Annotated in this window: 18 protein-coding genes; 11 read left to right on the top strand and 7 right to left on the bottom strand. The window is 69.1% G+C overall.

Going from position 1 to position 13,644, the window contains the following annotated elements; genetic code table 11:
- Positions 1-16: 16 nt before the first annotated feature.
- From ccmD to VD964_RS07660, 8 genes are all read left to right on the top strand, one after another.
- Entirely contained in the window at positions 17-250 is a 234-nt protein-coding gene (gene ccmD, locus VD964_RS07695; protein ID WP_324867230.1) for a heme exporter protein CcmD, read from the top strand.
- Positions 247-711 (top strand): cytochrome c maturation protein CcmE, encoded by a 465-nt coding sequence (gene ccmE / locus VD964_RS07690; protein ID WP_149223723.1) that lies wholly within the window; start codon positions 247-249, stop codon positions 709-711. Before ccmD ends, ccmE begins: the two co-directional genes overlap by 4 nt.
- A gap of 7 nt (positions 712-718) precedes the next feature.
- Positions 719-2,713 carry a heme lyase CcmF/NrfE family subunit gene (locus VD964_RS07685; RefSeq protein WP_324867225.1) on the top strand — a complete coding sequence of 665 codons (1,995 nt, stop codon included), beginning with the start codon at positions 719-721 and terminating at the stop codon, positions 2,711-2,713.
- 13 nt (positions 2,714-2,726) lie between these two features.
- Positions 2,727-3,266 carry a DsbE family thiol:disulfide interchange protein gene (locus tag VD964_RS07680; RefSeq protein WP_324867223.1) on the top strand — a complete coding sequence of 180 codons (540 nt, stop codon included), beginning with the start codon at positions 2,727-2,729 and terminating at the stop codon, positions 3,264-3,266.
- A complete protein-coding gene (locus VD964_RS07675; RefSeq protein WP_324867221.1) occupies positions 3,266-3,748 on the top strand; it encodes a cytochrome c-type biogenesis protein in 483 nt (160 codons plus the stop codon). The genes VD964_RS07680 and VD964_RS07675 overlap by 1 nt, the downstream gene beginning before the upstream one ends.
- Positions 3,748-5,151: a c-type cytochrome biogenesis protein CcmI gene (ccmI, locus tag VD964_RS07670; RefSeq protein WP_324867219.1), complete on the top strand. Its 1,404-nt coding sequence runs from the start codon at positions 3,748-3,750 to the stop codon at positions 5,149-5,151. The genes VD964_RS07675 and ccmI overlap by 1 nt, the downstream gene beginning before the upstream one ends.
- 138 nt (positions 5,152-5,289) lie before the next feature.
- The gene (locus VD964_RS07665; protein WP_324867217.1) at positions 5,290-5,865 is read left to right on the top strand and encodes a Smr/MutS family protein; all 576 of its coding nucleotides are present in this window, start codon (positions 5,290-5,292) and stop codon (positions 5,863-5,865) included.
- 24 nt (positions 5,866-5,889) lie between these two features.
- The gene (locus VD964_RS07660; RefSeq protein ID WP_324867215.1) at positions 5,890-6,288 is read left to right on the top strand and encodes a helix-turn-helix transcriptional regulator; all 399 of its coding nucleotides are present in this window, start codon (positions 5,890-5,892) and stop codon (positions 6,286-6,288) included.
- A gap of 182 nt (positions 6,289-6,470) precedes the next feature.
- Here VD964_RS07660 and VD964_RS07655 read toward each other — a convergent pair whose 3' ends face one another.
- From VD964_RS07655 to hisB, 7 genes are all read right to left on the bottom strand, one after another.
- Positions 6,471-6,839: a histidine triad nucleotide-binding protein gene (locus VD964_RS07655; protein WP_324867213.1), complete on the bottom strand. Its 369-nt coding sequence runs from the start codon at positions 6,837-6,839 to the stop codon at positions 6,471-6,473.
- A 30-nt stretch (positions 6,840-6,869) separates the two neighbouring features.
- Entirely contained in the window at positions 6,870-7,229 is a 360-nt protein-coding gene (locus VD964_RS07650) for a phosphoribosyl-ATP diphosphatase (RefSeq protein WP_324867211.1), read from the bottom strand.
- Positions 7,222-8,019, bottom strand: a complete 798-nt coding sequence (hisF, locus tag VD964_RS07645; protein ID WP_324867208.1) for an imidazole glycerol phosphate synthase subunit HisF — start codon at positions 8,017-8,019, stop codon at positions 7,222-7,224. The genes VD964_RS07650 and hisF overlap by 8 nt, the downstream gene beginning before the upstream one ends.
- Positions 8,019-8,765: a 1-(5-phosphoribosyl)-5-[(5-phosphoribosylamino)methylideneamino]imidazole-4-carboxamide isomerase gene (gene hisA / locus VD964_RS07640; protein WP_324867206.1), complete on the bottom strand. Its 747-nt coding sequence runs from the start codon at positions 8,763-8,765 to the stop codon at positions 8,019-8,021. Before hisA ends, hisF begins: the two co-directional genes overlap by 1 nt.
- Before the next feature lie 30 nt (positions 8,766-8,795).
- Positions 8,796-9,338 (bottom strand): GNAT family N-acetyltransferase, encoded by a 543-nt coding sequence (locus VD964_RS07635; protein WP_324867204.1) that lies wholly within the window; start codon positions 9,336-9,338, stop codon positions 8,796-8,798.
- A gap of 4 nt (positions 9,339-9,342) precedes the next feature.
- Positions 9,343-9,987, bottom strand: coding sequence for an imidazole glycerol phosphate synthase subunit HisH (hisH, locus tag VD964_RS07630; protein WP_324867202.1), 645 nt, complete (start codon positions 9,985-9,987; stop codon positions 9,343-9,345).
- A gap of 61 nt (positions 9,988-10,048) precedes the next feature.
- Positions 10,049-10,672, bottom strand: coding sequence for an imidazoleglycerol-phosphate dehydratase HisB (gene hisB, locus VD964_RS07625; RefSeq protein ID WP_324867200.1), 624 nt, complete (start codon positions 10,670-10,672; stop codon positions 10,049-10,051).
- Between the two features lie 171 nt (positions 10,673-10,843).
- Between hisB and VD964_RS07620 the strand changes: the two genes are divergently transcribed.
- From VD964_RS07620 to VD964_RS07610, 3 genes are all read left to right on the top strand, one after another.
- Positions 10,844-12,397 carry a serine protease gene (locus VD964_RS07620; protein WP_324867198.1) on the top strand — a complete coding sequence of 518 codons (1,554 nt, stop codon included), beginning with the start codon at positions 10,844-10,846 and terminating at the stop codon, positions 12,395-12,397.
- A gap of 99 nt (positions 12,398-12,496) precedes the next feature.
- Positions 12,497-13,060, top strand: coding sequence for an ATP-dependent protease subunit HslV (gene hslV / locus VD964_RS07615; protein WP_324867196.1), 564 nt, complete (start codon positions 12,497-12,499; stop codon positions 13,058-13,060).
- A 5-nt stretch (positions 13,061-13,065) separates the two neighbouring features.
- A partial coding sequence (locus tag VD964_RS07610) for an AAA family ATPase (protein ID WP_324867194.1) occupies positions 13,066-13,644 on the top strand: 579 nt, incomplete at its 3' end.

The following is a 13,644-nucleotide window of genomic DNA, read 5'->3' as shown; positions in this document are numbered from 1 at the left end:
ACGCAGGAACAAGACGATGAACGAATTCCTCCACATGGGCGGGTACGCCGCCTACGTCTGGCCGGCCTACGGCATCGCCACCCTTGTCCTGCTGGGCCTGCTGGTCGCCACCTGGAAGGGGCTGCGCAACGCCGAGGCGACGCTGAAGGCGCTGGAAAGCGCCCGCCCGGCCCGCCGCCGCACCCGCAACGCCGGCCGGAAGACGGCCGATCAGAACGCCGGAACGCCGGCGGAAGCGAGCGAAGGATGACCCGCAAGAAACGCCGCCTCTACATGCTGGGCCTCGCCCTTCTGGGGCTGGGCTCGGCGACCGCCCTGGCGCTGACCGCCTTCCAGGACAACATCGTCTTCTTCTACAGCCCGACCCAGCTGCAGACGCAGCAGGTTGGCGACCGCAATTTCCGCCTGGGCGGGCTGGTCGAGGAAGGCAGCGTGCAGAAGACGCCGGACGGCCTCACCACCTCCTTCCGGGTCACCGACACCGCCCACACCATCGACGTCCGCTATCGCGGCCAGCTGCCCGACCTGTTCCGCGAGGGCCAGGGCGTGGTGGCCGAGGGCAAGCTGACCGGCGGCGTCTTCGTCGCGCGCGAGGTCCTGGCCAAGCATGACGAGAACTACATGCCGCCCGAGGTGTCGGAGGCGCTGAAGCAGGCCGGCGTCTACAAGAACCCGGCGGAGTCCGAGACGAAGACCGCGAAGAAGGAGTAGCGGGACCGTGATCCCCGAACTCGGCCATTACGCGCTGGTGCTGGCGCTTTTCGTCGCGCTGGTGCAGTCGGTGCCGCCGCTGGTCGGCGCCGCCACCCGCAACGGTGCCTGGATGAACGTCGCGGTGCCCGCGGCCATCGCCCAGATGCTGCTGGTGCTGGTCGCCTATGCCGCCCTGACCTGGGCGCATGTGGTGTCCGACTTCAGCGTGCTGAACGTGGTGCAGAACAGCCACTCGGCCAAGCCGATGCTCTACAAGGTGTCGGGCGTTTGGGGCAACCACGAGGGCTCGATGATGCTGTGGATCGTCATGCTGACGATCTTCGGCGCCGCCGTGGCCATGTTCGGGCGCAACCTGCCGCCGACGCTGAAGGCGCGCGTGCTGGCGGTCCAGGGGCTGATCGGGGTCGGCTTCCTGCTGTTCATCCTGGCGACGTCCAACCCCTTCATCCGCGTGATCCCGGCGCCGCTCGACGGCAACGACCTGAACCCGCTGCTGCAGGACCCCGGCCTCGCCTTCCATCCGCCCTTCCTCTATGCCGGCTATGTCGGCTTCTCCATGGCCTTCTCCTTCGCCGTCGCCGCGTTGATCGAGGGGCGGGTCGATCCCGCCTGGGCGCGCTGGGTGCGGCCCTGGACGCTGGCGGCGTGGTCGACCCTGACCATGGGCATCGCCATGGGCTCCTGGTGGGCCTATTACGAGCTGGGCTGGGGCGGCTGGTGGTACTGGGACCCGGTGGAGAACGCGTCCTTCATGCCATGGCTGGCCGGCACCGCGCTGCTGCACTCCGCCATCGTGGTGGAGAAGCGCGACGCGCTGAAGAGCTGGACCATCCTGCTGTCCATCGTCACCTTCTCGCTGTCGCTGATGGGCACCTTCCTGGTGCGCTCCGGCATCCTGACTTCGGTCCATGCCTTTGCGGTCGATCCCAAGCGCGGCGTCTTCATCCTGGTGCTGCTGGCGATCGCCACCGGCGGCTCGCTGTTGCTCTACAGCCTGCGCGCGCCGTCGCTGAAGGCCGGCGGTCTGTTCGCGCCGATCAGCCGCGAGGGCGCGCTGGTGATGAACAACCTGCTGCTGTCCACCGCGACGGCGACGGTGTTCATCGGCACGCTCTATCCGCTGTTCCTCGACATCCTGAACCTGGGCAAGGTGTCGGTCGGCGCCCCCTTCTTCAATGCCACCTTCATACCCGTCGCCATCCCGATGATCGTCGCCATGGTGGTCGGCCCCTTCCTGTCCTGGAAGCGGGCGGATCTGTGGGCGGCGCTGAGCCGGCTGTGGATCGCCGGGGTCGCCGTGGTAATCGCCGTCGCCATCACCGCCTACGTCAAGGCCGGCGGCGGGCCGCTGCTGGCGCTGGTGGGCATCGCGCTCGCCGCCTGGGCCTTCGTCGGCTCGCTGGTGGAGTTCGCCGACCGCATCGCCCTGTTCCGCACCTCCTTCCGCAACAGCTGGCACCGCGCCGTGCATCTGCCGCGCAGCGCCTGGGGCATGACCATCGCGCACGCCTGCGTCGGCCTGTCGATCCTCGGCATGACCGGCACCTCGGCCTGGCAGACGGAATCGATCACGGCGATGAAGCCGGGCGACCAAGCCAGCGTTGCAGGCTACGAGTTCCGTTTCGACAGCATCGGGCTGGTCGACGGCCCGAACTTCAAGGCCGAACGCGGCGTCTTCACCGTCACCCGGGACGGCCAGCCCATCGCCACCCTGACGCCGGAACGCCGCAGCTACAGCACCACCCGGATGACGACCACGGAATCGGCCATCCACACCACGGTCTTCTCCGACCTGTATGTGGCGCTGGGCGACCCGACGCAGAACGGCACCGCCTGGATCGTCCGCATCTACCACCACCCGCTGGTGCCGTGGATCTGGATCGGCGGCGCGGGGATGATGCTGGGCGGACTGGTGAGCCTGACCGACCGCCGGTTCCGCATCGGCGCGCCGGAACGCCGCCGCACGGCCGGCAAGTCGGCTCCGCTTCCGGCCGAATGAGGACCAAGACACGATGCGCCGCCTTCTGTACCTGCTGCCCTTCCTGCTGTTCATCGGGGTGGGCATCGCCTTCTACCTGGGGTTCCAGCGCGACCCGCGCGACATCCCGTCGGCCCTGATCGACAAGCCGGCGCCGACCTTCGAGCTGCCGGCCATTTCGGGACAGCCCGCCACCGGCGGCCTGTCCTCGGCCAGGCTGAAGGGCGACGTGACGCTGGTGAACGTCTTCGCCTCCTGGTGCATTCCCTGCAAGGCGGAGCATCCCGTCATCACCCGCCTGTCGCGGGAGCAGGGGGTGACGGTCTTCGGCATCAACTACAAGGACAAGCCGGAGGACGCGCTGACCTGGCTGGCGCGCAACGGCAACCCCTACGCCGCCATCGGCGCCGACCAGGACGGCCGGGTGTCGATCGATTGGGGCGTGTACGGCGTGCCGGAAAGCTACCTGATCGACCGCCAGGGCCGAATCCGCTTCAAGCATGTCGGCCCGCTGACCCCGCAGGTGGTGGAGGAGCAGCTTCTCCCCATGGTCAAGCATCTGAGGCAGGGCTGATGAAACGCGCCCTTCTTGCCGCCCTGCTGGCGCTGTCGGTCACCCTGCCGGCGCTGACCCCCGCCCTTGCCGTCCAGCCGGAGGAGGTCCTGCCGGACCCGGCGCTGGAATCCCGCGCGCGCGCCATCAGCCAGGAACTGCGCTGCCTGGTCTGCCAGAACCAGTCGATCGACGACAGCAACGCGCCGCTCGCTCGCGACCTGCGGGTTCTGGTGCGCGACCGGCTGCAGGCCGGCGACAGCGACGCGAAGGTGATGGAGTACGTCACCGACCGCTACGGCGACTATGTGCTACTGCGCCCGCCCTTCAAGGCCACCACGCTGGTGCTGTGGATCGGCCCCTTCGCCGTGCTGCTGCTGGGGGCGATCGGCACCTTCCTGTTCCTGCGCGGGCGGCGGGGTGTGGCCGCCGGCGCCGACACCGCTCCCCTGAGCGCGGATGAGCGGCGGCGGCTGGATGCCCTGCTGCGGAAAGACGACTGATGCTGTTCTGGATTCTCGCCGCCGTCCTGACCGCGGCCGTGCTGCTGCTGATCGTGCCGCCGCTGCTGCGGTCCGGTGCCGCCGCTCCCGATCGCGACGCCTTCGACCGCGAGGTCTATCGCGACCAGCTGGACGAGCTGGAGCGCGACCGCGCACGCGGCCTGATCAACGACGCCCAGGCCGAGGCCGCCAAGGCGGAAATCGCGCGGCGCATGCTGGCGACCGCGGAGAAAAGCGGTTCCGCCGCAACCCCCGCGACCCCGCGTAGCGCGCGTGTGCTGGCGGTGCTGCTGGCGCTGGTGCTGCCGCTCGGCGCGCTCAGCGTCTATGGCCTGTATGGCCGCCCGGATCTGCCGGCGCAGCCGCTGGCGTCGCGCAACCTGGAACAGGAACGCGGCGGCCCGCCAAAGACCGTGCTGGCGGCGATGGATAAGCTGAAGGCGCAGCTGGCGGAGAATCCGAACGACCTGCAGGGCTGGCTGATCCTGGGTCAGGCCTATGCCAAGATGGGCCGCAACGCCGACGCGGCGGATGCCCTGCGCCGCGCCGTCGCCTTGAACGGGGACGATGTCGAGCTGCAGGGCCTGTTCGGCGAGACGCTGGTGTCCGCCAACGACGGGATGGTCGGGGAAGAGGCGGTGAAGGCCTTCGACGCCGTTCTGGCGAAGGAGCCGAAGGACCCGCGCGCCCGCTTCTTTGCGGCGCTCGCCCGCTATCAGGCCGGCGACCGCAAGGACGCTCTCGACCGCTGGGCCTCGCTGATGGCGGAATCGCCGGCCGACGCGCCGTGGGTCCCGGTCTTGCGTGACCAGATCCGCGAGGCCGCGATTGCCCTGGACCTCGATCCCACCAAGGTGACGCCGCAGCCGCTGCCGGCCGAGCAGAAGCCCGCCGGTCCGATGGCCCAGGGCCAGCCCGGCCAGAACGGACAGGCGTCCGAGGGCCAGAGCCAGGACGAGATGATCCGCGGCATGGTCGCCAGCCTCGCCGCCAAGCTGGACGCCGACCCGTCGGACGTCGAGGGGTGGCTGAAGCTCGCCCGCTCCTATGGTGTGCTGGGTGAACCGGACAAGGCGCTGGAGGCCGCCCGCAAGGCGCGCGAACGGGCGCCGGACCGCGCCGACGTGCAGGTGGTCTACGCCAACGCCGTGCTGCAGACCCAGCCGCGCAACGAGACGCCAAAGCCCCTGCCCGAGGAAGCGACCTCCGCCCTGCGCCTGGCGCTGAAGGCGGAGCCGGAGAACAAGGATGCGCTGTGGCTGCTCGGCCTCGACGCCATGATGTCGGGCCGCCGGGACGAGGCCGCCGCCCATTGGGGCAAGCTGATCGCCCAGTTCAAGCCGAGCGATCCGGAATACACCCTGTTGAAGGGGCGTTTGGACGCGTTGAAGGCGGGCGGCTGAGGCGTTCCGCCGGCGCCCTTCCATTTCTCCCGGCGCCTTTTCTTTCGCGTCGCGGCAACACACATTGACAGGGGCGCGTCGGCGGGCTTTATCCCACGGCGCAGCCCCTTTTTCCTTTCCGCAGAAGGTTCCGCGCCGATGACCCGCAGACGACTGCCCACGCCCGACGAGCGGCGCTTGTGGCGGCTCGCCATGCGCGACGCCGAACCGATGCCGGGCCGGCAGATCGAGGCCGAGCCGGAGCCCGTGGCGACCATGGCGGAGCTGGTGGAGGAACCGGTGGCGACCAGCCTCGCCCCGCCGCCGACTGCCAAGCAATTCCCTGGCCCGGCCCGCCCCTCCCGGACGGTCCATCCGCCGCTGACGCCCGGATCCACCGCCAACATCGACCGCCGCACCGGCGACCGCTTCCGCCGCGGCGAGCTGGAGATCGATGGCCGGATCGACCTGCACGGCATGACCCAGGCGCAGGCGCATACCGCGCTCGCCTCCTTCGTCCACCGCGCCTGGAACGAGGGGCGGCGCTGTATCCTGGTCATCACCGGCAAGGGCAGCTTCGGCGGGCTGGGCGTCCTGCGTCAGGCGACGCCACGCTGGCTGGCGGATCCGGCCCTGCGCCCGATGGTGCTGGCGATCCAGCCGGCCCGGCCGAAGGATGGCGGCGACGGCGCGCTGTATGTCTTGATCAAACGGCGGCGCGACCGTAAGGACTGAGTCCCAAACAATCAGGGACTACCCATGACCCCGTTCGGCGAACGGGTCCGGTCGCTGCGCGACGCCAAGGGCGTGACGCTGAAGCAGATGGCGACGGACCTCTCCATCTCGTCCGCCTATCTTTCTGCCCTGGAACACGGCAAGCGCGGCCAGCCCTCCCCCCAGCTGGTCCGGCAGATCTGCGCCTATTTCGGCATCATCTGGGACGATGCGGAGGAGTTGGAACGGCTTGCGGATCTGTCCCATCCCCGCGTGACCGTCGACACCGCGGGCTTGAGCGCGAAAGCGACGGAGCTGGCCAACCGGCTGTCGGAACGCATCGGCGACCTGGACGAGGAGCGGATCGACGCGATCCTGGCGATCCTGGACGCGGTGCCGCCGAAGAAGGGCGCACGGCGCCGGGCGGGGGTGCGGCGGCGGTGATGGAGTTGGGTGGGTGTCGGCTACCGGATGCCTCCTCCCCGACCCTCCCCCACCTTCGGTGGGAGAGGGAGTTAAGCGCGAGAGCGGCGGAGTTCCCTCTCCCGCGGTCGGACCGGCCTTTGGCCGGCCGAGAGCGGGGGAGGGTTAGGGAGGGGGCAAAACGCTGGACGCCAAATGCGTCCTCAAGCCTTCCCGATCATCCGCCCCAGGTCGCGCCCGGCGAACAGGTGGATGTGCAGGTGGGGCACTTCCTGGTGCGCGGCCTCGCCGCAGTTGGACAGGATGCGATAGCCGGGACCGTCGGCACCCACCATGCGGGCGACCTCGCCCACCGCGCGGAACAGGCCGGCGATCTCGGCGTCCGACGCCTTGGCGGTGAAGTCGCCCATGTCGATGTAGGCGCCCTTGGGGATCACCAGCACATGGGTGGGCGTCTGCGGGTCGATGTCGTGGAAAGCGAGCGCGTGCTCGGACTCAAACACCGTCTTGCACGGGATTTCGCCGCGCAGGATGCGGGCGAACACGTTGCTGTCGTCATAGCTCTTGGCCATCGCGTGCGTCCTCTTGGTGGGGAATCCCGCTCAGGCTTTGCGGGACTTCTTCTCGTCGATGCCGCTGGTGCCCTCGCGCTGGGCGAGCTTGGTCCAGACCTCCGCCGGATCCAGCCCCAGGTCGGCCCACAGCACCAGCAGGTGATAGAGCAGGTCGGCGGATTCCGCGGCCAGCGCCGCCTTGTCGCCGCGCACCGCCTCCAGGATCGCCTCCACCGCCTCCTCGCCCACCTTCTGGGCGATCTTGGCGGTGCCGCGGCTGTAGAGCTTCGCGGTGTAGGAGGTCTCCGGATCGGCGCCCTTGCGGCCCTGGACGGTGACGAACAGCCGGTCGAGCACCTCGGCGCCCAGCGGGGCCGGCGCCTTGTCGGCAGACTTCTTGTCACCCATGTGCCGTCTCCACCGCCGCATTCGTCGCCCGGGCCGGACGCACCGGAATGCCGGCGGCGCTCAGCGCCGCCTTGGCCTGACCGATGGTGTAGGTGCCGAAATGGAAGATCGAGGCGGCGAGCACCGCGGTGGCGTGGCCCTCGCGGATGCCCTCCACCAGATGGTCGAGCGTGCCGACGCCGCCGGACGCGATCACCGGGATGCGGATGGAATCCGCCACCGTGCGCGTCAGCTCCAGGTCGAAGCCGCTCTTGGTGCCGTCACGGTCCATCGAGGTCAGCAGGATTTCACCCGCCCCCAGCGATTCCATCCGCTTGGCCCATTCCACCGCGTCGATGCCGGTGGCGTTGCGGCCGCCATGGGTGAAGACCTCCCATTTGCCGGGAGCGACCTTCTTGGCATCGATGGCGACGACGATGCACTGGGCGCCGAACTTCTCCGCACCCTCGCGCACGAACTCCGGACGATGGATCGCCGCGGTGTTGATCGACACCTTGTCGGCGCCCGCCAGCAGCAGCTTGCGGATGTCGTCCACCGTGCGCACGCCGCCGCCGACGGTCAGCGGCATGAAGACCTGCTCCGCCGTCCGCCGCACCACGTCGAAGATGGTGTCGCGGTTCTCGTGGCTCGCTGTGATGTCGAGAAAAGTCAGCTCGTCGGCGCCCTCGCGGTCGTAGACGCGGGCCTGTTCGACCGGATCGCCGGCATCGACCAGATCGACGAAGTTGACCCCCTTCACCACCCGGCCGTCCTTGACGTCCAGGCAGGGGATGACGCGCATCTTCAGCATCAGTCGGCGTCCTCGACGGCAGTGGCGGAGAGCAGGGCCAGCGCCTCCTTAGGGTCGATCCGGCCATCGTACAGCGCACGGCCGCAGATCACCCCCTCGATCCCGGTGTCCTCCTCCAGCTTCAGCGCCTTCAGGTCCTCGATGGAGGAGACGCCGCCCGACGCGATGACCGGCGTGGTCAGGTGGAAGGCGAGGTCGGAGGTCGACTCCACATTGACGCCGCCCATGGCGCCGTCGCGGTTGATGTCGGTGTAGATGATGGCGGCGACGCCGCAATCCTCGAACTTCAGCGCCAGATCCAGCGCCTTGATGTCGGAGGTCTCGGCCCAGCCAGCCACGGCGACATAGCCTTCGCGCGCGTCGATGCCCACCGCGATCCTGCCCGGGAACTCACGGCAGGCGGCCTTGACCAGTTCCGGGTCGCGCAGCGCCACCGTGCCCAGGATGACGCGGCTGACACCCTTCTCCAGCCACATGCCGATGGTGGTCAGGTCGCGGATGCCACCGCCGAGCTGCACCGGGATGGTGACGGATTTCAGGATGCTTTCGACCGCGGCGCCGTTCACCGGCTTGCCTTCGAAGGCGCCGTTGAGGTCGACCAGATGCAGCCATTCGAAACCCTGGCTCTGGAACAGGCGGGCCTGTTCGCCGGGATCGGTGTTGAAGACCGTGGCCTGGCTCATCTCGCCGCGCAGCAGGCGGACGCAGGCACCGTCCTTAAGGTCGATGGCGGGGTAGATGATCATCGCTGGCGTCTTCCTATGGCTTGCTGGCGGTTATTGGGCAGGCGGCTGGTGGGCGGGCTGGAGGTCTTTGCAGTAGAAATGGCCGGCGAGCGGCTTGCCCTGCACCAGCGCATAGAAGGGATGGGTTCCCCAGCGCCTGAAGCCGAGCGATTCATAGAGCGCGATGGCCGCCTCCTGCGTCACGCGGACATCCAGGTTCAGCACCTGGAAACCGGCGGCGCAGGCCTCGTCCACCACCGCCATGGTCAGGCGGCGGGCAAGGCCGTGGCCGCGCGCCCAGGGGGCGACGAAGCTGGTGGTCAACTGGGCGGCGTGGGCCTGCGCCTCGTTGTTGCGCGGCGGCTTGACCAGTTGGGCGGATCCGGCGACCACCCCGTCCAGGCGGGCGACGAACAACACCCGTTCCGGCACCACCAGCACGCCTTTCCAGAACCGCTCCATCACGTCGCGAGGCGGCGGCTCGACCCAGCCGAAGCCGCCGCCGGCCCGGATGGCGTCGTCGGCCGCGTCGCACAGGTCGTGCAGGTCGGCGGTCTTCAGCGCATCGACCTTGTCGATGGCGATCTCGGCCATCGCGTCAGACCTTCCAGCGCAGGAAGTTGGCGATCAGCGCCAGACCGGTCGCCTGGCTCTTTTCCGGATGGAACTGGGTGCCGACCAGATTGTCGCGCCCGACCACCGCGGCGAAGGGGCCGCCGTAATCGGCCGACGCGATCAGCGTGTCGGGATCGGCCAGCTTGAACTGGTAGGAATGGACGAAATAGGCGTGGCTGCCCTCCGGCAGACCGGCCAGGACCGGGTGCGGATGGCGGATGTTCAGCTCGTTCCAGCCCATATGCGGGATTTTCAGGGCCGGATCCGCCGGCTCCAGCTTCACCACCTCGCCCGGGACCCAGCCCAGCCCCTCGGTCACGCCATATTCGCGGCCGCGTTCCGCCATCAGTTGCATGCCGACGCAGATGCCCAGGAAAGGCCGGCCGCGGCGGTGCACCACCTCCTCCAGCGCCTCGAGCATGCCGGGAACCTCCGACAGGCCGCGCTTGCAATCGGCAAAGGCGCCGACGCCCGGCAGAACCACGCGGTCGGCGTGGCGGACCGCATCGGCGTCGGAGGTGACGAGAACTGTGTAGGAGGCCTCGGCCTCGCCGGCCGCGCGCTCGATCGCCTTGGCGGCGGAGCGCAGGTTGCCGGAGCCGTAATCGATCAGCGCGACCGTTTCCATGGACGTGACAAACCTTCAGATAGGACGGCGGAGGAGGTTGGTTGGACCGGGGTCCCCGCCGTCAGAGCGATCCGCCGAGCGTACCCTTGGTGGAGGGCACCGCATCGCGCTTGCGGGGGTCGATCTCCACCCCGGCGCGTAGCGCGCGGGCAAGCGCCTTGTAGCAGCTTTCCACGATATGGTGGTTGTTCTCGCCATACAGGTTTTCGACGTGCAGCGTCACGCCGGCGGACATGGCGAAGGCCTGGAACCACTCGCGGAACAGCTCGGTGTCGAAATCGCCGATCTTGTCGCGGGTGAAGTTCACCTTCCAGATCAGGTAGGGCCGGTTGGAGAAGTCCAGGGCCACCCGGGTCAGCGTCTCGTCCATCGGGACATAGGAATGGCCGTAGCGCTGGATGCCCTTGCGGTCGCCCAGCGCCTTCGCCACCGCCATGCCGATGGCGATGCCGGTGTCCTCGGTCGTGTGGTGGTAATCGATGTGCAGGTCGCCGTCGGCCAGGACCGTCAGGTCCATCAGGCTGTGGCGCGACAGCTGCTCCAGCATGTGGTCGAGGAAGCCGACCCCCGTCTTGACGTCGTAGACGCCGGTGCCGTCAAGGTTCAGCGCGACCCGGATCCGGGTCTCCGTGGTGTTCCGCTCGATCGAGGCGCGGCGGCCGCCGTTGATGGGGGTCTGGTCCATGGCGGTTTTGTAGCAGGAAGCATCCCTGCGCGCCAGCATCCGGCACGATTGATGCGCGGCATGTCCATTCCGACGATTGTCCTACGACGGTGTGCGGGTTACAGTTCTTTACACTTCCTGCGTGCATATCCGCTTATGATGCCCCACCCGCGCCCATTCGCCGCAGTCCTGATGCTCCTTCTCGGCCTGCTGCCGGCCGGCTGCGGCGGTACCTCCCCGCCTCCGCAGGCGGGCAGGACGGCACCGCCGGTCGCCGCAGGAACCACCGCACCCTTCCGCTTCGGCGAATTGGCGATCGGGTCGATGCGGCGCGGGATGCAGATCGGCCGCCATGTTTGGGGCATCGACTGCGCCCCGCCCTATGAGGACGTCTATTGGACCAGCGGCGTCAACATGCGCCGCGGCTCCACCTTCGAGGAGCGGTTTGCCGAGGTGATGACCGCCGCCGGCTTCGACGTTGTCGGGCGGCCCGGCGGTCCCGACAGCCCCGACGGCAACCGCAGCCGAGCCCGTTTCACGGTGCAGGGCGACCTTCGCGACGTGCAGCTGGAGCTGTGCAACCGCGTCAACTGGCTGACCGGCAGCAGCAAGGGCAGTTCCGGCACCGGTAGCGTCAAGGTGGAATGGACGGTCTACGACACGCGCGGTGGCGGGCTGGTACACCGCCTCGTCACCACCGGCGTGACGACCCAGGAGCGCGGCGTGCCTCAGGGCGATACCATGTTGATGGAGGAGGCGTTCGCCGCCGCGGTGGAGGCGCTCGCCGCCGATGCGGGGTTCCGCGCCCTGCTGTCGGGCGGCACCCTGCCCGTTCCGGCGGCGACGGCGGCAGCGATGGTTTCCACGGCAACGCCGGCCGGTTCCGGGCCGATCCCGCTGACGCCGGCGGTTGCTGCTCCGGGTCCGGCATCCGTTTACCCATCGGCGGGCCGGCTTCTGCTGCGAACCGGGGGCGGATCCGGCCGGGTCGCGTCGGCACGGGTGGCTGTCGCTGGATCGTCGGGCGTTTCCCATGGGTTCGTTATCGGAGAGACCGATATGGCGGGCGAGGTGCAGGCCGTGCTGCTGGCGCCCCTCCCCGGATCCGACCCCACCGTCACCGTTCGGCCGGCGCGCGGGGTGGAATTGACCGGATGGGTGGTTGGGCGCGATGCGGCGAGCGGCTTTGCCCTGGTGAGGGTGCCTGCACGGCTGACCGCCCTTCCCATCCGCACCCGGACCTTGCGCGTCAGCGAGCCGGTGCGGGCGATCCCCGGCGGACGGAGCAAGGAGGTCGAGGGGATTGTCGGCGGTCTGCAATCCGGAGAGAGCCGCGGTGCCACGCTGATCCAGGCGGATCTGGGCTCCGCCGCCCTGTTCACGGCGGTGACGGAGACCGGCGATCCGCTGCTGGATGGCGACGGCATGCTGGTCGGCGTGGCGCCGTCCGCCGGCCGCTCGGTCGCCACGCCGGCCGGGCTGGTCGATTTCCTGGCGATCGGTCCACTGCTCGACCGGCTGGGGGCGGATCCGGCAGGCCCGGATACAGTTGGTGTGGATCCGGCCGCGCCAAGCGCATCTTCTCCACCATCCAAGCAGAATCGAATGGGCCGCAACACCGCTTGGAAGGCGGAACAGAACCGGCAGGGCCGCGGCATTCCGTCCGGCGATTTGGCCGATCCCTGGGCGGAGGACGGGGAGCTTGACGGCGATGTTCTTGACGGGGACCGCGCCCCTCCCACATAGACCGGATGCCCTGCCGCCGCGGCTCCAGGGACTTGCGCCCTGTAACGGTGCGCCTTTCCAGGGCGGCGGGCGGCTCCCCTTTTCCTGCATGGTTTGCGCATGACCTACCCAGCGTCCAATCCACACGATCCCATCCAATGGCACGGCACCACCATCCTGTCCGTGCGCAAGAACGGTCAGGTGGTGATCGCCGGCGACGGGCAGGTCTCGGTCGGCCAGACGGTGATGAAGGCCAATGCGCGCAAGGTCCGCTGGCTGGCCGGCGGAACGGTGATGGCGGGCTTCGCCGGCGCCACTGCCGACGCGCTGACCCTATTCGAGCGGCTGGAAGGCAAGCTGGAGCAGTATCCCGGCCAGCTGACCCGCGCCTGCGTGGAGATGGCTAAGGATTGGCGCACTGACCGCTACCTGCGTCGCCTGGAGGCGATGATGGCGGTGGCCGACAAGACCGTCAGCCTCGTGCTGACCGGCAACGGCGACGTGCTGGAGCCGGAGGACGGGCTGATCGGTATCGGCTCCGGCGGGTCCTACGCCCTATCGGCGGCGCGCGCGCTGATCGACATCGACGGGATGGACGCGGAGGCGGTGGCGCGCAAGGCGATGAAGATCGCCGCCGGCATCTGCGTCTACACCAACGAAAACGTCACCCTGGAAAAGCTGTGAGCGCCATGACGATTCAGACCGCTTCCGTGTCCGCCGACACCGCCGCCTTCAGCCCGCGCGAGATCGTCTCCGAGCTCGACCGCTACATCGTCGGCCAGAGCGACGCGAAGCGCGCGGTGGCCGTGGCGCTCAGGAACCGCTGGCGGCGGCAGCAGCTGCCGGATGACCTGCGCGCCGAGGTAACGCCCAAGAACATCCTGATGATCGGGCCCACCGGCGTCGGCAAGACCGAGATCGCCCGGCGGCTGGCGAAGCTGGCCGGCTCGCCGTTCCTGAAGGTCGAGGCGACCAAGTTCACCGAGGTCGGCTACGTCGGCCGCGACGTCGACCAGATCATGCGCGACCTCGTCGAGGCGGCGCTGGTGATGGTGCGCGACAAGCGCCGGGCGGGCGTGAGGGCGCGGGCCGAGGGTCAGGCCGAGGAGCGCATCCTCGACGCCCTGGTCGGCCCCGGCTCGCAGCCGGCCACGCGCGAGGCCTTCCGCAAGCGGCTGCGAGCCGGCGAGCTTGACGACAAGGAGATCGAGATCCAGCTGGCCGACACCGCCTCGCCGATCCAAGGGCTGGACCTGCCCGGCGGCGGC

This window comes from Azospirillum sp., assembly GCF_035628975.1.
Classification (GTDB): domain Bacteria; phylum Pseudomonadota; class Alphaproteobacteria; order Azospirillales; family Azospirillaceae; genus Azospirillum.
This window is presented reverse-complemented; position numbering and strand designations above follow the sequence as displayed.

Coding starts and splice junctions, on each gene's coding strand:
- ccmD (WP_324867230.1), top strand. CDS start 17: ATGAACGAATTCCTCCACATGGGCGGGTACGCCGCCTACGTCTGGCCG.
- ccmE (WP_149223723.1), top strand. CDS start 247: ATGACCCGCAAGAAACGCCGCCTCTACATGCTGGGCCTCGCCCTTCTG.
- VD964_RS07680 (WP_324867223.1), top strand. CDS start 2,727: ATGCGCCGCCTTCTGTACCTGCTGCCCTTCCTGCTGTTCATCGGGGTG.
- VD964_RS07675 (WP_324867221.1), top strand. CDS start 3,266: ATGAAACGCGCCCTTCTTGCCGCCCTGCTGGCGCTGTCGGTCACCCTG.
- ccmI (WP_324867219.1), top strand. CDS start 3,748: ATGCTGTTCTGGATTCTCGCCGCCGTCCTGACCGCGGCCGTGCTGCTG.
- VD964_RS07665 (WP_324867217.1), top strand. CDS start 5,290: ATGACCCGCAGACGACTGCCCACGCCCGACGAGCGGCGCTTGTGGCGG.
- VD964_RS07660 (WP_324867215.1), top strand. CDS start 5,890: ATGACCCCGTTCGGCGAACGGGTCCGGTCGCTGCGCGACGCCAAGGGC.
- VD964_RS07655 (WP_324867213.1), bottom strand. CDS start 6,839: ATGGCCAAGAGCTATGACGACAGCAACGTGTTCGCCCGCATCCTGCGC.
- VD964_RS07650 (WP_324867211.1), bottom strand. CDS start 7,229: ATGGGTGACAAGAAGTCTGCCGACAAGGCGCCGGCCCCGCTGGGCGCC.
- hisF (WP_324867208.1), bottom strand. CDS start 8,019: ATGCTGAAGATGCGCGTCATCCCCTGCCTGGACGTCAAGGACGGCCGG.
- hisA (WP_324867206.1), bottom strand. CDS start 8,765: ATGATCATCTACCCCGCCATCGACCTTAAGGACGGTGCCTGCGTCCGC.
- VD964_RS07635 (WP_324867204.1), bottom strand. CDS start 9,338: ATGGCCGAGATCGCCATCGACAAGGTCGATGCGCTGAAGACCGCCGAC.
- hisH (WP_324867202.1), bottom strand. CDS start 9,987: ATGGAAACGGTCGCGCTGATCGATTACGGCTCCGGCAACCTGCGCTCC.
- hisB (WP_324867200.1), bottom strand. CDS start 10,672: ATGGACCAGACCCCCATCAACGGCGGCCGCCGCGCCTCGATCGAGCGG.
- VD964_RS07620 (WP_324867198.1), top strand. CDS start 10,844: ATGCTCCTTCTCGGCCTGCTGCCGGCCGGCTGCGGCGGTACCTCCCCG.
- hslV (WP_324867196.1), top strand. CDS start 12,497: ATGACCTACCCAGCGTCCAATCCACACGATCCCATCCAATGGCACGGC.